This is a genomic window from Odoribacter sp., from assembly GCF_985060555.1.
On the sequence record NZ_CFKYFN010000109.1, the window covers coordinates 34,138 to 54,622 of the forward strand.

Annotated in this window: 18 protein-coding genes; 6 read left to right on the top strand and 12 right to left on the bottom strand. The window is 41.2% G+C overall.

The window, feature by feature from the left end; translation table 11 throughout:
* Positions 1 to 9: 9 nt before the first annotated feature.
* Both AC5RDS_RS14805 and AC5RDS_RS14810 read right to left on the bottom strand, forming a co-directional pair.
* On the bottom strand, positions 10 to 1,077 hold the full coding sequence (locus AC5RDS_RS14805; RefSeq protein WP_022160676.1) for a DUF1573 domain-containing protein: 1,068 nt from the start codon (positions 1,075 to 1,077) through the stop codon (positions 10 to 12).
* A gap of 21 nt (positions 1,078 to 1,098) precedes the next feature.
* A complete protein-coding gene (locus tag AC5RDS_RS14810) occupies positions 1,099 to 2,154 on the bottom strand; it encodes a DUF1573 domain-containing protein (RefSeq protein WP_494222389.1) in 1,056 nt (351 codons plus the stop codon).
* Between the two features lie 252 nt (positions 2,155 to 2,406).
* Between AC5RDS_RS14810 and rpsO the strand changes: the two genes are divergently transcribed.
* Complete coding sequence (rpsO, locus tag AC5RDS_RS14815; protein WP_013610609.1) at positions 2,407 to 2,676, top strand: 30S ribosomal protein S15; 270 nt, start codon at positions 2,407 to 2,409, stop codon at positions 2,674 to 2,676.
* A 104-nt stretch (positions 2,677 to 2,780) separates the two neighbouring features.
* Positions 2,781 to 5,060: a polyribonucleotide nucleotidyltransferase gene (gene pnp, locus AC5RDS_RS14820; RefSeq protein WP_046402906.1), complete on the top strand. Its 2,280-nt coding sequence runs from the start codon at positions 2,781 to 2,783 to the stop codon at positions 5,058 to 5,060.
* Between the two features lie 50 nt (positions 5,061 to 5,110).
* Here pnp and AC5RDS_RS14825 read toward each other — a convergent pair whose 3' ends face one another.
* Positions 5,111 to 5,749 (bottom strand): class II aldolase/adducin family protein, encoded by a 639-nt coding sequence (locus AC5RDS_RS14825; protein WP_087381925.1) that lies wholly within the window; start codon positions 5,747 to 5,749, stop codon positions 5,111 to 5,113.
* 189 nt (positions 5,750 to 5,938) lie between these two features.
* On the opposite strand from AC5RDS_RS14825, the gene AC5RDS_RS14830 reads away from it, so the two are divergent.
* Complete coding sequence (locus AC5RDS_RS14830; RefSeq protein WP_118112643.1) at positions 5,939 to 7,033, top strand: PdxA family dehydrogenase; 1,095 nt, start codon at positions 5,939 to 5,941, stop codon at positions 7,031 to 7,033.
* A 493-nt stretch (positions 7,034 to 7,526) separates the two neighbouring features.
* On the opposite strand, the gene AC5RDS_RS14835 is transcribed toward AC5RDS_RS14830, so the two are convergent.
* The 7 genes from AC5RDS_RS14835 to glsB form a co-directional block, all read right to left on the bottom strand.
* Positions 7,527 to 8,543 (bottom strand): DUF4934 domain-containing protein, encoded by a 1,017-nt coding sequence (locus tag AC5RDS_RS14835; RefSeq protein ID WP_013610615.1) that lies wholly within the window; start codon positions 8,541 to 8,543, stop codon positions 7,527 to 7,529.
* 296 nt (positions 8,544 to 8,839) lie between these two features.
* Positions 8,840 to 9,958 (bottom strand): DUF4934 domain-containing protein, encoded by a 1,119-nt coding sequence (locus tag AC5RDS_RS14840; protein WP_013610616.1) that lies wholly within the window; start codon positions 9,956 to 9,958, stop codon positions 8,840 to 8,842.
* Positions 9,959 to 10,003: 45 nt separating this feature from the next.
* A complete protein-coding gene (locus tag AC5RDS_RS14845; RefSeq protein ID WP_013610617.1) occupies positions 10,004 to 10,243 on the bottom strand; it encodes an NVEALA domain-containing protein in 240 nt (79 codons plus the stop codon).
* A 526-nt stretch (positions 10,244 to 10,769) separates the two neighbouring features.
* Complete coding sequence (locus tag AC5RDS_RS14850; protein ID WP_288562030.1) at positions 10,770 to 11,291, bottom strand: hypothetical protein; 522 nt, start codon at positions 11,289 to 11,291, stop codon at positions 10,770 to 10,772.
* Between the two features lie 2 nt (positions 11,292 to 11,293).
* The gene (locus AC5RDS_RS14855; RefSeq protein WP_013610619.1) at positions 11,294 to 12,418 is read right to left on the bottom strand and encodes a DUF4934 domain-containing protein; all 1,125 of its coding nucleotides are present in this window, start codon (positions 12,416 to 12,418) and stop codon (positions 11,294 to 11,296) included.
* 86 nt (positions 12,419 to 12,504) lie between these two features.
* Positions 12,505 to 12,780 (bottom strand): hypothetical protein, encoded by a 276-nt coding sequence (locus AC5RDS_RS14860; protein WP_013610620.1) that lies wholly within the window; start codon positions 12,778 to 12,780, stop codon positions 12,505 to 12,507.
* A 577-nt stretch (positions 12,781 to 13,357) separates the two neighbouring features.
* On the bottom strand, positions 13,358 to 14,317 hold the full coding sequence (glsB, locus tag AC5RDS_RS14865; RefSeq protein ID WP_013610621.1) for a glycine N(alpha)-acyltransferase GlsB: 960 nt from the start codon (positions 14,315 to 14,317) through the stop codon (positions 13,358 to 13,360).
* A gap of 156 nt (positions 14,318 to 14,473) precedes the next feature.
* Between glsB and AC5RDS_RS14870 the strand changes: the two genes are divergently transcribed.
* Genes AC5RDS_RS14870 through AC5RDS_RS14880 form a run of 3 tightly spaced genes read left to right on the top strand, consistent with a single transcriptional unit; the run spans position 14,474 to position 17,535 of the window.
* A complete protein-coding gene (locus AC5RDS_RS14870; protein WP_494222390.1) occupies positions 14,474 to 15,649 on the top strand; it encodes a clostripain-related cysteine peptidase in 1,176 nt (391 codons plus the stop codon).
* Positions 15,650 to 15,653: 4 nt separating this feature from the next.
* Entirely contained in the window at positions 15,654 to 16,961 is a 1,308-nt protein-coding gene (locus AC5RDS_RS14875; RefSeq protein ID WP_013610623.1) for an MATE family efflux transporter, read from the top strand.
* Between the two features lie 55 nt (positions 16,962 to 17,016).
* Positions 17,017 to 17,535 carry an O-acetyl-ADP-ribose deacetylase gene (locus AC5RDS_RS14880; protein WP_013610624.1) on the top strand — a complete coding sequence of 173 codons (519 nt, stop codon included), beginning with the start codon at positions 17,017 to 17,019 and terminating at the stop codon, positions 17,533 to 17,535.
* Here AC5RDS_RS14880 and AC5RDS_RS14885 read toward each other — a convergent pair.
* Together AC5RDS_RS14885 and AC5RDS_RS14890 are read right to left on the bottom strand one after the other, a co-directional pair.
* Positions 17,532 to 18,740: an MFS transporter gene (locus tag AC5RDS_RS14885; protein WP_013610625.1), complete on the bottom strand. Its 1,209-nt coding sequence runs from the start codon at positions 18,738 to 18,740 to the stop codon at positions 17,532 to 17,534. The two genes, AC5RDS_RS14880 and AC5RDS_RS14885, sit on opposite strands and share 4 nt — an antisense overlap.
* A 256-nt stretch (positions 18,741 to 18,996) precedes the next feature.
* Positions 18,997 to 20,442, bottom strand: coding sequence for an alpha-amylase (locus tag AC5RDS_RS14890; RefSeq protein ID WP_041556248.1), 1,446 nt, complete (start codon positions 20,440 to 20,442; stop codon positions 18,997 to 18,999).
* Positions 20,443 to 20,485 lie beyond the last annotated feature (43 nt).

A 20,485-nucleotide genomic window follows, 5' to 3' on the forward strand; every position in this document is an offset into this window, starting at 1 on the left:
TTTTATTCTTTATTTAACGTTTCCGCTTATTGTCAAGGTGTTTTCCGGTTGAGAGGGATCGTTGGTGATGACTGTGATCGATTTATACTGACGTCCGGATTTGCCGGTAGAGTCGAAAGTGGCCCGGATGGTTGTCGATTGGCCGGGCTGAATTTCTTTTTGTCCCAGGGTAACGGCAGTACACCCACAGCTGGCTTTCGTTTTCCGGATGAACAGGATACTTTTCCCTGCATTCGTTAAAGTAAAATCACAACTGGTTTTTTCTCCCTGTTTGATTTCTCCGAAATTACATTCTTTTTTATCGAATTGTGCTATCGGCGCATTGGCTTTGTCTTTTGGGCTCAGTTTACTGAAATCTTCACTAAGTTCCGCGGTAACGGATAAACGGTTGCTATATTCTTTAGAACCGTTGACGGACAAGATGAGGCTTTCGTAAACATAACCGTAGTCATTGGCTTTGGGAGCATCGAAAGTGACGATAATCTTTCCTTTTTTGCCCGGAGCTACTTGTGCGGGTTCGAAAGTGGCCTGCAAATGGTTGGATTTATAAATGACTCCTAAGCTGACAGCGTCTTTGAGGGTATTGTAATATTCCAGCGTATCTGTAGCGACTTGCCAGGTATATACTTTCTTGAAGTTGATATTGTTGTTTTTGAATTTCAAACCATTCATATTATATTTATACAATAATTCCGGTTTGGAAGGATTATCGACCAGATTTCCTGTCAGAATCAATTCTTTACGTGCTGGATTTGCATTGGAATAAACCAGAATCCGCATGTTGAAATTTTCCAGTAATTGCATCGGAATAAACGTGATTTTTATATCACAACTTTTACCGGGGAGAAGCGGACTTTTGGGCCAATCGGCTTTCAGTAAACTGGTCATGGGAGTGACGCGGGTAATGATGACCGGTTGAGTACCTGTGTTTTGAGCCGTATAAACCACTGTCATCGGCTGATCGTCTGCCAGAAGGTTTTTTAAAGTTTGCCGGGATTGCTTTATTTCAAGAACTCCCTGGGCAAATACGGTAAACGTGAATAATAAAGCGGATATAAGTGAAATAAAATATTTCATGACTTCGGATTTTTAGTATTCTTATTTCAGATTACCGATCAATTTATAAGTCATAATCGGATTGTGAGGATCGTTGGTCGTGAACTGGATGATTTTAATTAATTTTTGGGCATTTCCGGTTTTTACACTCAGATTAACTTTGATTTTTTTTCCTGGTTTGACCGTATCTCTGGAAGCTGTGACCGAAAGATTGGAATCTGAAGTTTTTATTTTACGAATGACCAGTTCCGATTTTCCGATGTTTTGAATGGTGAATTCATGGGTGTAGGTACTGTTTTTATCCAGATCGTTCAGGGTGTATTCCGTTTCCGATAAAGAAATTGCAGGAGCCTTTTCAAAATCACCGTTATAGTGGGAGAAATCTTCGCTGATCGTTGCTGCAACGGTAATGTCTCCGGTTGTTTTATCGTTTACCTGCAGTTGAATTTTATCGGTAACAAATCCCCAGTCGTTCTTCTTGGTGGCATCGTATTTGATCGAAATCGTGGCTTTTTGATCTTTAGTCAGGGTCGTAGGACTGACACTTACTGTCAGATGGGGATGTTCACTGATTACCTGAAGTCGGGCGGGTTTATTTTCACTATTGATCATCTCTATCTTCCGTTCCAGTACCTGGTTGTTATTGATCGCCCCCAGATTGATCGTGTTGCTCGTTAATTTTAATGCCCCTATATTGAATTTATACTGATCGTACGGGCCTAACGGTTTCCGGGTGACATTACCCCGTATCGTTAACGATACGACCGAATTGGAAGCATTGGAATTGACTGTAATGCTTTTAACGAAAGCACCCGGACGGTTGCGTGGATCGAAAGCCACTTTGATGCTGCCTGTTTGACCGGGAGCTACCGGTTCTCTGCTCCATACCGGTGTTGTACAACCACATCCGGCCCGTACGTTGGTCAGGATCAAAGGAACATTTCCTGTGTTTTTAAATGAAAAATCAAAAGTCGCTTTACCGGCATTTTCATTGATCGTACCGAAATTGTGAGAGGTTGTTGTAAAATCGATTTTAGCTTTCTGAGCAAAAACCAAAACAGGCATTAGGGCCACCAACAAAAAAATAAATCTTTTCATCCGTCGTAATTTTATATCATCTTCTAAATTTCATACACAATAAATAGGGAAGATTTTCCCTATAGGCTATAAAAACCTACAAATGTAAAAATAATTTTCAAGTTGTACCAACCCCGTTTTGAGAATTCCTTTCTATGATCTAAACACCTATATTTTTATTACGAATTACTGTCGCATTTCTTTGTAATTCCGGGAATAAAGCCTATCTTTGCGGCGTTTTAACGATATTAATCATTTAAAGAATTAAAAACCATGTATTTATCAGCAGAAAAAAAAGAAGAACTTTTTTCTCAATACGGGAAGTCTAATAAAGATACGGGTTCTGCGGAATCTCAGATAGCTTTATTTTCCTACCGTATCAATCATTTGACCGAGCATCTGAAAGCCAATCACAAAGATTTCGGTACTCAGAAAGCATTGATCAAATTAGTTGGAAAACGCCGGGCATTGCTTGACTATTTGAAAGACCGCGACATTGAAAGATATCGTGCTATCATTAAAGCTTTGAATATACGTAAATAAAAATACGTTTTCCCAAGCCCGGCGACAACCGGGCTTGTTTCTATCCTCCCTCCTCCCTCCGAAAAAGAATTCCGTTAAAACATTTTATTTTTAACCGTTAAGTTATTATGAACGTTATTGAAAAGAACATTACTCTGGCTGACGGAAGAGTAATTACGCTGGAAACCGGCAAATTGGCAAAACAGGCAGATGGTGCTGTGATGCTGAAAATGGGCAATACGATGTTGCTCGCGACTGTGGTTTCTGCTCAGGATGCAGGTCCTGATGTAGATTTTATGCCCTTGTCTGTAGATTATAAAGAAAAATTCGCCTCTGTCGGACGTTTCCCGGGAGGTTTTACACGGAGAGAAGGAAAATCTTCGGATTACGAAATATTGGTATCCCGTTTAGTCGACCGGGCATTGCGTCCTCTGTTCCCGGACGATTATCATGCAGAGACTTTTGTACAGGTGACCCTGTATTCGGCCGATGAAGAATCGATGCCGGATGCATTGGCCGGACTCGCTGCATCGGCAGCTTTGGCTGTCAGCGATATCCCTTTCCATGGTCCGATCTCCGAGGTACGGGTTGCCCGTATCCAGGGAGAATTTGTGATCAATCCGACGGCTTCCGCTCTGAAAGAGGCCGATCTGGATATCATGGTCGGAGCTACCTATGAAAATATTATGATGGTAGAGGGCGAGATGAACGAAGTTTCTGAAAAAGAAATGCTGGACGCCATCAAGTTTGCACATGCAGCTATTAAAGAACAGTGTGTAGCTCAGCAAGAACTGGCTGCTGCTGTCGGAAAAGAGAAACGGACGTATTGTCACGAAGTGAACGATGAGGAACTGCGTAAGGATATTTGGGACAAGTGTTACCAAAAAGCCTATGATGTGGCACGGCAGTGTAATGCAAACAAACACCTGCGTGGCGAATTGTTGGACAATGTACGGGCCGAATACCTGGCTTCTCTGCCTGAAGAAGAGCAGATCGAAAAAGCCATGTTGGTGGGACGTTATTACCACGATGTGGAAAAAGAAGCGATGCGCCGGATGATTTTGGACGAAGGGGTACGTCTGGATGGACGTACTACCGAACAGATCCGGCCGATCTGGTGTGAAGTAGGTTATCTGCCCGGACCTCACGGATCTTCGATCTTTACCCGCGGTGAGACACAGTCTTTGTCGTCTGTTACCCTGGGAACGAAACTGGATGAGAAAATTATCGATGAGGCTACTATTCAGGGAAAAGAAAGATTTTTATTGCACTATAATTTCCCGCCGTTCTCAACCGGAGAGGCTAAAGCTTCACGGGGAGTAGGACGTCGTGAGATCGGTCACGGGAACCTGGCTTTACGGGCATTGAAACGGATGATTCCGGAAGATTTCCCTTATACGGTCCGCGTGGTATCCGATATTCTGGAATCCAACGGTTCGTCTTCCATGGCTACCGTATGTGCCGGAACGCTGGCTTTGATGGATGCCGGTGTACCGATGAAAAAACCGGTGACAGGTATCGCTATGGGATTGATTACCGATAAAGGGTGTGCTAAATATGCTGTATTGTCCGATATCCTGGGCGACGAGGATCACCTGGGCGATATGGACTTCAAAGTAACAGGAACCCGTGACGGTATTACCGCTACCCAGATGGATATCAAGGTAGACGGACTTTCTTATGAAATTATGGAACAGGCTTTGGAACAAGCGAAACGAGGACGGATGCATATCATGGATATCATCACCGAAACCATGCCGGCTCCGCGTGAAGACCTGAAACCGCACGCTCCCCGTATTGTTACCGTTACTATCGACAAAGATCAGATCGGTGCGCTGATTGGTCCCGGAGGAAAGATTATCCAGGATATTCAGGAAAAATCAGGTGCTACCATCAATATTGAAGAAGTTGGTAATAAAGGTATTGTCGACGTTTCGGCTACCAATAAGGAATCGATCGATAAGGCGCTGGCACGGATTCGGGCTATCGTCGCTAAACCGGAAGTTGGTGAGGTGTACGACGGTATTGTAAAATCGATTATGCCTTTCGGTGCTTTTATTGAAATCCTGCCGGGAAAAGACGGTTTGTTGCATGTCTCTGAAATTGATTACAAACGGATCGAGAAAGTAGAGGATGTATTGAAAGAAGGCGATCATATTCAGGTGAAATTACTGGAAGTGGATCCTAAAACCGGAAAATTACGTTTGTCACACAAGGCATTGCTGCCGAAACCGGAAGGTTATCAGGAAAGATCAGAGCGTCCGCGTGGTGATAGAAATGACCGGGGTGAAAGACGGGAACGTCCGGAAAGACACGATCGTGGCGAAAGACGTGAACGTCCCGAACGTCGTGAATCACGGCCTGAAAGAACAGAAGACAATCAGGAAACCGGTAGTGAGGAATAATGGATACGAAGTGATTTATCGCCCGGAACCAGTCTCGGTTCCGGGTTTTTTTATCGGTGTTTGCCGCGGAGGTATTGCTCCAGTTCTTCGATTTCCGGCAAAGTGAGCGGGTTGTAATTCATGCCGCTATGGATCATGATTTCACAGGCCATTTCCAGAAATTCAGCTTTTTCAATCGTACTTTTCAAATCTTTTCCGGCGTATACTTGTCCGTGTTTTTCCAGAAGTGCAGCATCGTGATTGAGCAGGGCTTCGCTGACAGCCTTCGCTAATTCGGCCGAACCGGGACGATAGTAGGGGACGATGGCTATTTCTCTCCCGCAATAACAGGGGATTTCTATACTGACATTGAAATTATCGGGTTTCTTTTTCATGCAGGCAATCGTCGTGGCATAAATACTTTGACAATGCAATACGACATTTACATCAGAGCGGTTTTGCAGGATTTGTAAATGAAAGCCGCTTTCCATAGAAGGGTGGATACCGTTTGTGATTTCACCGGTCGCGACCCGGCAAATGGAGATTTGGCCGGCTTGCAGTTCGGGAAGCCAGGAGCCTGTTGCCGAGATCAGGGCGAATTCGCCGATACGCCAGGATAGATTACCACTGCTGCAACGGGTCAACCGCCGTTCGCCGGTTTGATGTGCAGCTGCCAGGAATTGTTCAATGTGTTTATCTGTAATTTCCATAAATCCGGTTACTGAAAAGGTTTATTTATCGATGGGCTAAGTTAAGCAATATGTCTGAATTCGGTGGTTGTTTTTCAGAGAATAACTCATTCCTGAATGAACGCTGTAACAAAACAAAAATAAATGGAATTACTACGATCGGGTTTGCCCAGTTATTATTATATTTGTAAGCTACAAACAGAGTATGATATGGAGAATAGACTTACAGTGGGATTTACTCATGGAGATGTCAATGGTATTGGCTATGAGTTGATCATTAAAATGATGGCAGAAAACCGGATCTGCGAAGTATGTACCCCGGTATTGTTCGGATCCTCGAAGGTGGCTGCTTATCATCGGAAAGCTTTAAATATAGAAAATTTCAGTTTGAATAGTATTCAGAATGCCCGTGATGCGAATCCGAAAAGGTGTAATATCGTCAATTGTGTCGACGATGCGATCAAAGTGGATTTGGGCCAGGAGACGCCGGAATCGGACGATGCGGCGGTGCTGGCATTGAAGGCTGCTCTGACTGCTTTGGACCGGAATGAGATCGATGTCCTGGTAGGAGCTCCTCAAGGGTGCAATTCCTTTAAGCCCGCAGCGAGTTGTCCGGTATTTTTTAGCGAAAGATATGAAACCCGTAATGTCATGCCGCTGTTGGTGGGTGAAAAGATGAAGATGGGATTCGTTACCAATCATCTGCCGTTCCGGGATATTGCCGGAAATATTACGGTCAACAATATTTACTATAAACTGAAGTTGCTGGATGCTTGTCTGAAGAAAGATTTTACCATCCGGAAGCCCCGGATTGCCGTATTGGGACTCAATCCCCATTCCGGCGAGAACTGTATGTATGGGGAAGAAGAGAGGAATGTGATTATTCCGGCGATCGAACGAGCCCGGGATAATGGGATCATGGCTTTGGGACCTTATGCGCCGGACGGATTGTTCAGTGGTGTAGAATTTGAAAAATTCGATGTTATTCTGGCCATGTATCACGACCAGGGGATGATTCCTTTCAAAACGATAGAGGGTAATGAAGGAGCGGTGTTATTGGCAGGATTGCCTATTGTATATACCTCTACGGTGCATGGTATGGCGTATGATATTACCGGACAGGGTATAGCGGATGAATCGGGTATGCGTAATGCACTTTATCTGGCTATCGATGTGTATAATAACCGGCAGATGAATGCCGAGTTAGCCCAGAATCCCCTGAGACATTACGACATCGCTTCCAATAGTAACGAAAGCGATTTGAATGTCGAGCAGATTGCCGGAATTGAAAAAGAGATGGAATAATACACTCCCAAGTTTTGACGCTGATTAGCGAGGATTCTGTAAATACCTAAATAAAGTAAGATGGCATATGAAAATGATCGGTTGTAATCATTTCATATGCCATTTATTTACCGAGTGTCCCTACATAGCTAGTTATGAAAATGATTATATTATCTGGTGTATAAGTATTTTAAAATTTTTTGTATTGACATAAAATAGGAAAGCTAAATCTGTTATTTTGCCTAAAGAGTTTATTTTTTGATACCAGTCATAAAAATTTAGTTTACAAGCAGTACACCCTATTGAATCTACATAGACCAATATTTTAATCGGTTTTAACAATAAATAATTGCAATTTGTATCCCGTCCTACTATTTTTGCTTGAATATCGTCAGGGAAAATGATTTTTTTGTTGGTCCATTCTTGAATGATTGTTTGTATGTATGCTTGGTCGGTGTTTTTGCAATTGAATAATAAGATAGTTAGACATATAAAAAGGACATACTTCATGGTTTTATTTCTTTATATGTAAAATTTGTAGATGTAGATTATAATCGTTTTCCTCAGCGCTCATTTCCACTGCAAGTGTATATGGATCGATATAATGTTCAGATACTTCATTCTTGTCGTCAGGTAACAGATCATTGACAAGATCTTCCGTTACCCGGTAAGTGGAATCCGCTTTATTGTATAGCACCTGGTAAAACTCTTTCGTCGAGCCATAAAAAAGTAGTATATACTTTTCAAAATCGTAGCATGTAGCCAACATAAAATAATCCTGTACTCCTTTATCTTCATTTCTTTTCAGAGCTCTCGGCATTGCGGGAATCAAATTGAACCGGTATTTCAGATAGGCGGAATCGGGAGTAATAAAAAAGAGCCTGTTATCATACCTGTCGTAATAAGAAATACCTTCGTCATTATAATTGAAATAATGCGGATAAAGGGCTTCGTATACGTTATCGCTGTTCTCGGGTACCAGTACTTTCCCGAATTTTCCTTCGGAATCGGTAGTCCATATCCCGGATCGCATTTTACGTAAATATGCAGGTTGGATACAAATGAATTTTCCTTTAACGTTAGTAAACGACCGCATTAAATCCGGCAAAGGATATTTGCCGACAAACGCTCCGTTGTAAGTGTATTTTACTAATTTTCTGCTCTCGTTATCATATATACAGATGTGTTTATTACTTTTATCCAGGCAAAAGCCAGTGATAGTGATGAATTCTTGTGGTCCGCGTCCATAATGGGCAATGTTGCAGAGTAGTTTATTGTTCTGAAAGACACATATACCGTTTCCGTTTCGATCCGAAAGGATAATGTAACTACTGTCTACATATAATTGCCGGATTTGGGAAACGATGCATGAATCGTTCGAATATAATGTAAGATAACTTACGGAATCTACGAATTCCGAGTAGCGTATCTTGGTCTTCTTTTGTGTCAGGTCGATTTTTATGCCGTTGTCTGCCTCCTGTTTACAAGAAAATAAAAGAATAAAAAATAATAATATATATAGAATTTTCATTTTCAGCATATTTATATAAAGGGAGATATACTCTCTCTCATAAAATAATTATTTCTTTCTATTCTAAAAAATTAATTAGTTGAATATTTATTCTCTTTTGATAATTTTATCAAAAATATTGCGAATAGATTCATTATTTATTGGATTTCCAATAGCTAATACTTTATTATTACGGTCTAATAAAAAAGTATGTAATGGATAAGGATAAGTTGGGAATTGATTTTTTTTTAACGCTTGTCTTCGTGTATTACAGGATATGAGAACAAAAATATATAACAAAATTATACAGACAAATTTCATGATCTTAGAGAATAAAAAATTAATATAGGGTTAGAGTCTTCGGAGTAATCTGCCATTAATTTTTGAAGTTCTGGAATCATGATTCTATTTTTTTGTTGTATATCCAAGGTAAGCTGACCGATGAATTCATTATGATTGAAACCGATGGGCACAGGGAAGGTCCCGAGATGAAGAGAGTCTATCACCATTTCAGGATCCAAATTGATGGCTGTATGTTTTTTTTTGTTGTATATTCCTAACAAAACTTGTCGTTTTACGTAATATTTTACTAACAGATGCTCGTCAGTTTCGTAGGGTGCCATCAATCTTACATAAGAATTATTCATTATTTCACTCATGATAGCCTGAGAGTTGTATTCCTTTTTTTGGAAAATTTCGTCGTCCGGGAAATGATAATCTCCGAAGTAAAAGTGGTAACGTTGTGTTGTGCTATCGGGAGTTATCGAAAAAATAGTATTGGAAAAATGCGGAAATACATTCAGTTTTCCATCATATACATAAAAATTCTGTCCCAAACCATGAAGAACCTTGCTTTTGGGATCTACTGGTAATAATTCTTTGATAAATTGTCCATTTTTGTCAGTGATCCGTAATTGATAGTCATTGTTTCCTCGGTCGGGATAATAAAATGCCAAAGCTTCCTGTTCAGGTATTACACCAAAAGAAATCGGATACTCTTCCGTTTTTATTTTATCGATAAAAGACAAGTCATTTAAAGCATAGCGTAATAAGGCCGATTGTTGGTGATCTTTAACTATCAGGGCGCTGTCTGTAGGATCTATGGCAAAACATAAAGGCATTAAAAACTCTCCGGGACCACGACGGTTGCCTTCCAAACGATTGAGGTATTTTCCTTCTTTGTCAAATACATATATGCTTTTGGTTTGATAGGAATCTAAAATATAGATTTTATTTGCGAATACCTCGATTTGATCTATCGCTCCTAAAAGGCAGCTTTCATTCGTTTCCAACTTAACAAAACGATACTGTTCTAATAATTGATTATCGGAAATTTTGGTAAATGCTCCAAAATCCACAACAGTACCTTGTGATTGCTCTTTAGGAGTACAATTCCCGAGCAATAGAATTAAAAATAATAAATAAAAATATTTCATAGTGATTTTATTTAGAGGGTATTAACACCCTCTTAGATTTATTGATTATCTTCCTGTACAAGTTTCATTACCTGGCTGTGCACAGTTATATCCCGTTCCATCAGGTCTATAGAATCTTTCCCAAATTTTTTGATCATAACCTCCTTCTGCACTTGCTAATGCCTCCAAGTTCGAAAACATTAATCCAAAGGACGAAATTTTATCATTGTCAGCCAGTTTTGTCCCGATAGTAGCTAATACTACAAAGAAAAGTAATATACCTATTTTTACAGTTCTTTTTTTCATATCATTATAAATTCTAGTTGTTTAATAAAAAATGAATTTTTCTTAATCTAATTTGTATAATCCCCTGCCTTGCAGCGAAACTATACGAAAAAATCAGTACATTGCGACCTCTCTTTCTTTTTTAGAAGAGTGAGGGGACGATGACAGATTGTCTTTTCAAAAGTTGGTCTGTCGATCGTCCCTGTTCTCTATAGTTTAAACATTTATTAACGGAATAAAGTAAAATAAATTATTTTAAGAAAAAAAATTTCTAATATTCTATGATATACCCGAAGAGTATTTTTGCGGCATGCTGTCGTATCGAGAGCGATATAGTTTCCTTGTCGGGGTATGTAGCAGTCCCATTTTCCGAATATTCCAATTCAGGCGGAAATCGAATAGAAATCTACGACAAAAGCCTCAGCGACAATGTGATTGTCAGTGAGAGGACGATTACCATCAGGTATTGGAAAAGGGTTTTGAGGAGTTCCTTCATGGAAATTTGAATTTAATTTGAGTATTTACATTTTACTGAAATAATTGTTCTTTATTTTTTTAAATAATTTCTCAATGACTCTGTGTCGTCTTTGTCTGGAATGAAAATATTTTGTACAGTATTGTTTGAATCTATTGTAAACAATAATGGAGTAGTATATTTGCTTAGTGGAATTTTTTCTTTTTTTAATGAAGTAGTTATTTGTTTTCCTAAAAAGTTTTTTCTTAATCTGTTTTCAATATCATTTGAAAAAAATATAATATATTTATTTTTTGTATAGTTGGGAAACTCTGATTTGATGGTTTCACTTATTTCCTCGAGACACGGTTGACAAGCTTCCATTGAGAAATGGAAAACTAAGATATTTTTTGCAGATATATTTATCTCTGGATCTGTACTAGTATAGAAGGGGGTATTTTCTATTTCTTTGATTATTTTTGCTTTGATTGTTTCAATATAGTGTATATAATTGGATTTCCGAGTATGATATTTCTTATATTGTCGAGATATAAATATGGATAAACATACTAAGTTGAAAACGATTGTGGGAATAATAATATATTTCATTTTCATAACTATTCCTTTTTTAAAATATATTCGATTAGAATAGGATTACTATCTTCTGTCAGCTGATTTAATATTTGATTGTTTTCGTCGTCGAGTACTTGTTCATTCAGATATTCTTCTTTTTTTCTCCAGGGTTCGATGGGACCGAGAGCAATGGAATCGTTTAGAACATAGGGAGTGAAGATGACTCCTTCTTTGGTTTTGTGAAATACAATATTCCGCTGTGTCTTTTTATTGTGTAGAACATTTACATATTTTTTGCCGGATCGGATAGAGAGACAAGTATAACGGTATAAATCGGTTTCCAGGTTATTGACATGCGTATAGGGGAGTAATTCCTGTATGGCAAAATAATCTTTTCTATTATTTCGGTCGTATTCGGGAATCACTTCGTTCGGGTCGTATTTGTGTCCCGGGAAAAACCATCGATAGGCAGGAGCTATGTTTGTCGGGGTAATGGCGAATACATCATCGTATAAATAACGGGAAAAATATACGGTGTCTCGGAAACGGTAAAAACTGCTCAAGGGCGAGTTTATGGATAATTTTTTTGAACTTTTAAAACCACTGTAAACGATTTTTGAAGTAGTCCGGGAATAAATATTTAATGTAGAAGGTTCTGATAGACTATAAAAGGCAATACTGTCTCGGCTCAAAGGAATGAATTCATCGTATGCATGCAGGTCTTTGGGTAACCTGAAAGAATGGAGATATTTACCGTTTAAATCAAAAGCAAGCAGTTTTCCCCAGGGATCGAGTATCTCCAGGCATCCGTTGAAAGGATTTATGGCTAAATCTGAAATAGACATATATTCTTCGGGTCCTCTCCCTTTTCGGTTTATTTTAGAAATAAACTGTCCTTCTCGGTTGAAAATGAAAATTTGATTCTGGATACGATCGTAAATAAAAATCTTGTCTTTAGAGGTAATAATTTTAGTAATATGGGCGACTAATGAAGAATCTGTCGTTTCCAAAGGAATCAGACGGACCTGGGAAACGAAATCGAACAGGGATATCTCGTCTTCCTGTTCGATAGAAGCGGTGATAGTATCTACTTCTTCGTTAACGGTGAGTGAGTCTTTACAGCTGCCGATAAATAGGCAGAGAACTAATATAAGAATGGTATTTTTCATTTCAATGGTAGTTATTAAATAAATAATTTGAGGAATTTGTTTTCAAATTTTGTTGAAACATGATGAAAACAAATTCCTTTTTCATTTTACATATAATCGAAAGGTTTATCGCAATAATCACTTAGAAAACCTGTCTCTTTACACCACCAATAGTGGGCAGAACCTATTGGTTCATAACAACGTCCCCATCCTTTGCCGCTACAATTAACGTCAACAGGAGGTAAAGTCTCTCCTGCTGCAAATGCTTCTACTTTATCGAAGAGAAGTTCTAATTTTGAGTTATCTACATTTAACATGTTTATGAAATTGAAAATTGTTAACATAATACATATGCAACTTCCAAAAATTAATTTTCTTTTCATATTCTTTTAAATATTAAATTTTAAGTAATTGGATCAATTTGATTTTTAATTGGATTTATAATTCTCCCTGCCTTGCAGCGAAACTATACGAAAAAATCAGTACATTGCGGCCTCTCTTTCTTTTTTAGGGGAGTGGTGGGACGACGACAGATTGTCTCTGTCAAAAGTTGGTCTGTCGATCGTCCTATTTTCTCTAGGTTAAACATTGTATTAACGGAATAAAGTAAAATAAATTATTTTAAGAAAAAAAATTCTAATATTCTATAATATACCCGAAGAGTATTTTTTAGGTAACAGGCTCTCCATTTTTCGTATGTTCCGGTTCTTGAATTGCTCGGTATCGTAAATTTAGTTTTGTAGTGAGAGAGAAACTAGAACGGGATATTATTTCATACGCCATTTATTGTAGTATTCCGTATCTTAGCCATATCCTAGTCCGGATATTTCTTCCGTTTGGGCTACCGAATCTTATTTTTGGGGGAATATCTAAAGATACAAAAAAGCCAGCTGATCCACAATGTTTTAAATATGAATCAGTTGGCTAGCTTTATGTTATTATTGAATGTCCCGCTTTCGGTCATTTTTTCCCTTTCAGTCTTCCGAGAATACGGGGGATGTAAGTAGAAATGTGCCGTTTCTTTTTGGCTTCGTATACATCTGCAATTTTTATCAATATCGCAGATTCCTCCACTCCGCCGAAACCGGGGTTGATGGCTGTTCCGAACATCTTCATCGAAGGGGACAGACTCATATAAGCATTTACCAGGGGAGGAATGTTTTCTCCCAATTCCCGGACATAATGGGACAATATCTTGTAATCTTCATTATAATTATTACCGATAAAGATTTTTTTCATCTGCTCCTCGTCGATTTGAATATCCAGGGGATGGATGGGAACCACTAAACCTACTGTATCCTTGAAATATTTATCTATAAAATAGAGGATCATATTCCGGGCCTGAATATTAAAACTGGTATACATCGTCACTTTCCCGAAAAAATATTCTATCTGGGGATGTTCTACCGTGAGGGCTCCCAATCCGTCCCAGAGATTGTCCAGAGCGAAAACAGATTTTCGTCCCATGCGGGTCGACTGGTAGATCGGGTGTACGAAAGAACGTCCGAGTTCGATCATTTTCGGCAGGTAATCGGATTTGAATTGATCTGAAAAACGGAAAAGTTCGGTTGTCGCCAGGTTCGGTTCTCCTTCGGCATTGAGCGATAGATGGTCACAAAGAATATAACGGTAGCCTCCGATAATTTCCTGTTCCTGGGGATCCCAGACGATCAGTTGCTGATAAGGAGTTTGTGGATCGACATCGAATTCGTCGATGTCGGTTTCTTTCCCGGTACCACCTCCGGCACTACGGAACGTAAGCTCGCGGATACGCCCGACTTCCTGCATCAGGTTTGGAGCAGAATGAGCATCGAAGGTATATATTTCATTACCGCCTTTATTCGTCTTCCGCATAAAATGTTCTTCAGTCAGCTCGGCGATAAGCTTCTTTTTCTCGATAGGGTAAATGACAGGTTGCATTTTTTTACAATTTGAAAATATAGGGTTTTATCGATGGGAAGCAAGGAGCCGGTGACTTCTGTGCCGATCGATTCCACGGAACAAATATAATGCTTTATCGTTTTTTTTTGTATCTTTACACGCAAAATAATGATATCGATTAAAGCATAAAGCCCGATGAAGTTCAAGGTATTTAGTAAAATTCGTTTTTTCTTTCTGATATATAGCGTTATGATCTTTAGCGCTTGCCATGATTCCGATAAGATCGAGCCGGAATACGGCGAACGTACCGTATTGATTTATATGGCAGCCGATAATGATCTGAATAAAGACGGTGAAACCAATATAGAGTCTATCCTGAAAGGGATGGAACAAACGGCAGGACGGCTGGTGATTTATATCGATCCCCGGTATGATGTGCCTCGTCTGCTGACCGTTAAAGGGGGGAAAGGGTGCCGTCTGGATACCTTGGAGACTTATACAGAAGAAAATTCGGCTTCACCCGAAGTGTTGGCAAGGGTGGTAAAGGAAGTGCAAAAAAGATATCCGGCCTCTTCCTATGGGTTGGTATTGTGGTCGCATGGTCTGGGGTGGGTGCCGCCGGAATATTCCTTCCCGGGGGGATATGCGATGCGGTTGCCTGATTCGGATATGCCGAGGACGAAATATTATGCCGAAGACGAACATCCCGGAACAACGGGGAAGGCTTATATGGATATCCGGGAGATGGCTGCCCGCTTGCCCGGACATTTCAGTTTTATCCTTTGGGATGTATGTTTTATGGGAGGTATCGAGGTGGCTTACGAATTGAGAAATAAAACCGATTATATGATCGCCTCTCCGGCAGAGGTGATTTCCGACGGGTTTCCCTATGAAAAAATGATGCCTTTGCTTTGGGGAGGAGAAGAGGCTATGAAACAGATTTGCCGGGAATATTATAACCATTACAATAAATATCAGGTTAATTCCCTGTGGCGTTCGGCGGTGGTCGGGCTGGTAAAGACCGAAGAATTAGAACCTTTGGTAGCGAAGGTACGCACTCTTTTAGCCGGGAAGACCGACTATGTGAGAGCCTGGCATTATCCGCTGAGTAAGGGGGGATTGCCTATGGTATTTTTCGATTTCGGCGACTATATCCGGAAGATGACAACCGAAGAGGAATATAACTCGTTTAAGAAACAACTAGACCGGGTTGTGATCTACAAGGCAGCTACCGAAAAATTGTTCGGTGATGAGGTGCCTGCCGATAAGTTTAGCGGCCTGACTTCATATATTCCTTTTTCGGAATGGTCTGATATGAATACCTATTATTATACTTTGGATTGGGGAGCTACGGTATACGAAAATAATTGATGGGATGAACCGACGGATTTTACAACTGGCGATACCTTCTATTGTATCTAATATCACAGTCCCTTTACTCGGTTTGGTGGATGTCACGATTGTCGGGCATCTCGGATCGGCGGCCTATATCGGTGCAATTGCGGTGGGAGGATTGTTGTTCAACATCCTCTACTGGAATTTCGGTTTCCTGCGTATGGGTACCAGTGGGTTGACTTCTCAGGCCTATGGACGTAAGGATGCCGATGCAGAGGTAAAAGTATTGGTACAAGCGGTCAGTGTCGGTTTGATTTCTGCTGCCGCTATTCTGATCCTGCAATATCCTGTCGAACGGCTGGCCTTTTATTTATTGGATACCAGCCCGGAGGTAGAACAATATGCCGTCACCTATTTCCGGGTGTGTATTTGGGGGGCTCCGGCTGTATTGGCGATGTATGGTTTCAAGGGATGGTTTATCGGAATGCAGAATTCCCGTTTCCCCATGTATATCGCTATCGCGGTCAATATCATCAATATTGTCTGTAGCCTCTGTTTTGTGTTCGTCCTGGGCATGAAGGTGGAAGGGGTGGCTTTGGGAACCGTGGTGGCCGAATGGTCGGGATTGGCTATGGCTTTGTTATTGTGGAGAAAGCGTTACGGGTGGTTGCGTTCCCGGATCGTTTTGCGCAATAGTTTACAATCGGTGGCTATGCGCCGTTTTTTTGCCGTTAACCGGGATATTTTTTTAAGGACTGTTTGCTTAATCGCCGTCACTACTTTTTTCACTTCTACCGGTGCACGTCAGGGCGATACTATTCTCGCAGTGAATACTTTGCTGATGCAGCTTTTTACCCTTTTTTCCTATATTATGGATGGTTTTGCCTATGCTGCTGAAGCGCTGGCCGGGCGGTATATCGGGGCTTGTGATCTGAAACAGCTCCGGCATGCGGTGCGCAATTTATTCGGTTGGGGAGTCGGGATGTCACTTTTATTTACCTTGTTGTATGGCGTAGGAGGGAAAAATTTTTTAAGTTTATTGACCAATGATCAACAGGTGATCCGGGTGGCAGGAGATTATTATTATTGGGTATTGGCCATTCCTTTAGCAGGTTTCAGTGCTTTTTTATGGGACGGTATCCTGATCGGAGCTACGGCTACCCGCCAGATGCTGTGGGCTATGGCAGTCGCAGCAGAGGCTTTTTTCCTGATTTATTACTGTTTTGCGGGAGGAACCGATAATCATATCCTGTGGTTGGCATTTCTGGTATATCTTTCATTGCGTGGTATCCTGCAAACACTTTGGGGACAGCGGATATTTTCACCACGATACCTGAAACAGGGCTGAAAATTTATCGGTACGATAAATTTTAGTTTGTGAAGTTTATAAACTAAATCGGATTATGAAACGTTTGGAAATTCTTTTGGATGACATTACACATTTAAAGGTAGATGCGATTGTGAATGCTGCGAATTCTTCGTTGTTGGGCGGAGGAGGTGTCGATGGGGCTATTCATCGGGCGGCCGGACCTGAATTGCTGGAGGAATGCCGGAAATTGAACGGTTGCCCGACAGGAGAAGCGAAGATTACGAAAGGGTATCGTTTGCCGGCGGCTCATGTGATACATACGGTAGGACCGGTTTATCGGGACGGCGGGCATCATGAACCGGAATTGTTAGCCTCCTGTTATCGTAACAGTTTGCGGCTGGCAGTAGAGAACGGGTTGAAAACCATCGCTTTCCCCTGTATCAGTACCGGAGTATATCGTTATCCCAAACTTGAGGCTGCCCGGATCGCGTTCCGGGAGATCACTCGTTTTTTGGCTGTTTATCCCGGTTTTGAACAGGTGATTGTCGTCTGTTTCGGGCCGGAGGACTTCAATATATATAACCGGCTTTTGGCAGAAGGGCCGGAAGCCTAAGAAAGATCGGCTCGCATGCGCTTTATACCTCCGATAACAATACCGTAATTTATCAGGAGGATCAGGATCAGACTCCCCAGGAAATATTGCCATCCCCAGGTGTCCAGGATCACACCCGTACCCCAACCCAGCAAACTGGATCCCAGGTAGTAGGTGAGCAGATAAATAGAGATAGTGACCGAACGCTTGGAGAGATTGTAATCGCTGACAATACGGTTGCATAAAACATGTACGACGAAAAAATTGAAAGTAAATACAGCCAGTCCTAAAGTCACGACCCGGAAGTCGGTAATGTATAATAGTAAAATGCCGGCAGCTGAAACTAAAAACATGGCTTTTAATACCTTAAAATGAGTGAAGTACCGGGTGAGTCCGGCTGTCGCAATCGACCCGAAAATACCGAATATATACATTAAATAAATATAGTGGATATAATGTTCCGGGAAATTGAAAGGTGCTTTGGTCAGATAGAATCCCAGGTAATTGTATAAACTGACGAAAACCCCCAGGATCAATCCTCCGGTCAGGTAGAAAGGGATCAATGCTTTTGAGGTGATCAGTTGGAGATTTGCTATGATGAGGGTATGGAAGCTTTCCTTGCGGGGCATAAAGTTGGTGGAGCGGGGGCTGAACAGTAAGAACAGTATGGCGAATAAGGCGCAGATCAAACCGATGCTGACCGATGCGATCCGCCAGGTGTAAAGGGCTCCGATCCAGGATGAAATGACTCGTCCGGCCATACCTCCCAATGCGTTTCCGGCGATATACAGGCCCATGATTTTCCCTTTGTTGCGGGACGATACCTCTTCCGCAATGTAAGCCATGGATACGGATGTGGCTCCGGATAATAGAAAACCTTTGGCAGCACTGAGCAAAATCAGCGGAAGAAAGGTCGGGGAGAAAGAGGCCGCAACGGAAAAGATCGACGAACTGAGTAAACCGGTACCGATCATTTTTTTCCGGGGAATGCGGTCGGCCACGAACATGGTGGTAAAAAGACCGAAGACCATTCCCAAAGTCGAAAAAGAAATAGCGAAACTGCTTTCGCTGGCCGAGAGAATAAAATCTTTGGCTAAATCCGGTAACAAAGGCTGGAAATAGTAGAGCTGGGCAAAACAGGAGAACCCCGATAAGAATACACATATTGAAATAATCAGGTCCTTCCGGTTCTCCTTTTTTTCTATGTCTGCAAAAGAAGTATTCATTGAAAACCGTGGAATGATATCTACCTTTAAAATCCGGTAAAATTACCATTGCAAAAATAGGAAAAATTATTAAAATTTTTCCCTGTATATCCGGGGATATCGGATGAAAAAATCGGTGGGATAACAATACCGGGGGAGGCGGGGTTGGGCGGACAGGGAATGACTAGAGAAAAGAGTACAAGGCATGCTATCGTTTACAGACAGTTTGTCTTGTACTCATACCGGAGGAAAGAGATTGCCGGCCTATCCTGCCGGATCAGATCTTTACGACCCAAACAGCCAGTTTACTACCGGATACTGTAAACTTACCGTTTCCCTCTTCATCTATGGTTACTTCTTCCTGGCGGTTACCGGTAATTTCGTGCCATATTTCTCCTTGGTGTTCTGTGCCTACCTGCATAATTTTATCTCCGTCTTCACCGTTCGAGATCAGAAGGGCCAGGCCGGAATGCGGATGGGCTTCATCCCCTTTACGGGTGAAGCCGATTGTATTGGGGTGATCGAAATAGTCTAGCTGTTCGCCGTGGGCATATTTTTTACGGGCGTCCAATAAAATATCCAGGATCGGACGGTGAGGAGATTGCTTTCTTTTAATGCTATAATAATCGCCGTAGAAAATACAGGGATACCCGTCTTTTCTCAATAAGATCAAGCCATAGGCCAGAGGTTTGAACCAGTCTTTGACTTGAGATTCCAGGGAACTGTTTTTCTGGGAATCGTGATTGTCTACAAAAGTGACCGCTAAGTCGGGATGGTCGTTGACCAGGGTGTCGTTGAAAAGTTCTTGTAAATCGTAGTCCCTGCCTTTTTGTGAAGCCTGGAAAAAATGATAATGTAAAGGGACATCGAATAAGTCTATCTTATATTTAACCTCGGAAAGGTATTTGTCCAACGAGTCTTTATCGTTTTTCCAATATTCCCCTACGGCATAAAATTGTTGTCCTTGTTTAGCTCTGACGGCTTCGAGGAAATGTGCGATAAATTGATCGTTGATGTGTTTGATGGCATCGAGACGCATCCCGTCGAGGTGTAATTCCTGGCTGACCCAGATCCCCCATTTCTTCATTTCTTCCACTACTTCCGGGTGATCGAAGTCGATATCGGCAAACATCAGGAAATCGTAGTTGCCGTTTTCGTCGTCTACCCCCTCACTCCAGGTTTTTCCTTCACCGACAATCTGAAAAATTCCTTTTTTACCGGTAGCTACGTCGCAGTCGATGCCTGAAAAATGATACCAGTGCCATTTGAAATCCGAGTATTTATTTCCCCGGCCCGGAAAATTGAAACCGGTCCATCCTTCGATTTCATAGGGCTCACCGAGTTGTTCTGTTCTTTGGTCGGGGTTTACTTCCCGGGCCATGAATTTTTCGGTATAGTCCGCTCCGGCTTTGTGGTTCATCACGGCATCCAGATAGACACCGACCTGATTTTTGTGCAGCTCGTCGATCATTTCCTGTAGTTGCTGTTTGGTACCGTATTTTGTCCGGATGGTTTCTTTTTGATCGAATTCTCCCAGATCATAAAGATCATAAGTACCATATCCTTCATCGTCTTGTTTCAGGGCTTTGTAGGCTGGGGGAATCCAGACAGCCGTAATTCCGATCGCATGTAAATGAGAGGCATCCCGTTTCAACTGATTCCACAAATCCCCATCGTTGGGCATATTCCACTCGAAATATTGCATCATGACTCCGTTTTCCATATTTTTTTGTATTGGTTTCCTGTTTAAAACGAAATTTTACGCC

Excerpts from the sequence above, each read along its gene's own strand:
- AC5RDS_RS14805 (WP_022160676.1), bottom strand. The coding sequence starts at position 1,077 with ATGAAATATTTTATTTCACTTATATCCGCTTTATTATTCACGTTTACC.
- AC5RDS_RS14810 (WP_494222389.1), bottom strand. The coding sequence starts at position 2,154 with ATGAAAAGATTTATTTTTTTGTTGGTGGCCCTAATGCCTGTTTTGGTT.
- rpsO (WP_013610609.1), top strand. The coding sequence starts at position 2,407 with ATGTATTTATCAGCAGAAAAAAAAGAAGAACTTTTTTCTCAATACGGG.
- AC5RDS_RS14825 (WP_087381925.1), bottom strand. The coding sequence starts at position 5,749 with ATGGAAATTACAGATAAACACATTGAACAATTCCTGGCAGCTGCACAT.
- AC5RDS_RS14830 (WP_118112643.1), top strand. The coding sequence starts at position 5,939 with ATGGAGAATAGACTTACAGTGGGATTTACTCATGGAGATGTCAATGGT.
- AC5RDS_RS14835 (WP_013610615.1), bottom strand. The coding sequence starts at position 8,543 with ATGAAAATTCTATATATATTATTATTTTTTATTCTTTTATTTTCTTGT.
- AC5RDS_RS14840 (WP_013610616.1), bottom strand. The coding sequence starts at position 9,958 with ATGAAATATTTTTATTTATTATTTTTAATTCTATTGCTCGGGAATTGT.
- AC5RDS_RS14845 (WP_013610617.1), bottom strand. The coding sequence starts at position 10,243 with ATGAAAAAAAGAACTGTAAAAATAGGTATATTACTTTTCTTTGTAGTA.
- AC5RDS_RS14850 (WP_288562030.1), bottom strand. The coding sequence starts at position 11,291 with ATGAAAATGAAATATATTATTATTCCCACAATCGTTTTCAACTTAGTA.
- AC5RDS_RS14855 (WP_013610619.1), bottom strand. The coding sequence starts at position 12,418 with ATGAAAAATACCATTCTTATATTAGTTCTCTGCCTATTTATCGGCAGC.
- AC5RDS_RS14860 (WP_013610620.1), bottom strand. The coding sequence starts at position 12,780 with ATGAAAAGAAAATTAATTTTTGGAAGTTGCATATGTATTATGTTAACA.
- glsB (WP_013610621.1), bottom strand. The coding sequence starts at position 14,317 with ATGCAACCTGTCATTTACCCTATCGAGAAAAAGAAGCTTATCGCCGAG.
- AC5RDS_RS14870 (WP_494222390.1), top strand. The coding sequence starts at position 14,474 with ATGAAGTTCAAGGTATTTAGTAAAATTCGTTTTTTCTTTCTGATATAT.
- AC5RDS_RS14875 (WP_013610623.1), top strand. The coding sequence starts at position 15,654 with ATGAACCGACGGATTTTACAACTGGCGATACCTTCTATTGTATCTAAT.
- AC5RDS_RS14880 (WP_013610624.1), top strand. The coding sequence starts at position 17,017 with ATGAAACGTTTGGAAATTCTTTTGGATGACATTACACATTTAAAGGTA.
- AC5RDS_RS14885 (WP_013610625.1), bottom strand. The coding sequence starts at position 18,740 with ATGAATACTTCTTTTGCAGACATAGAAAAAAAGGAGAACCGGAAGGAC.
- AC5RDS_RS14890 (WP_041556248.1), bottom strand. The coding sequence starts at position 20,442 with ATGGAAAACGGAGTCATGATGCAATATTTCGAGTGGAATATGCCCAAC.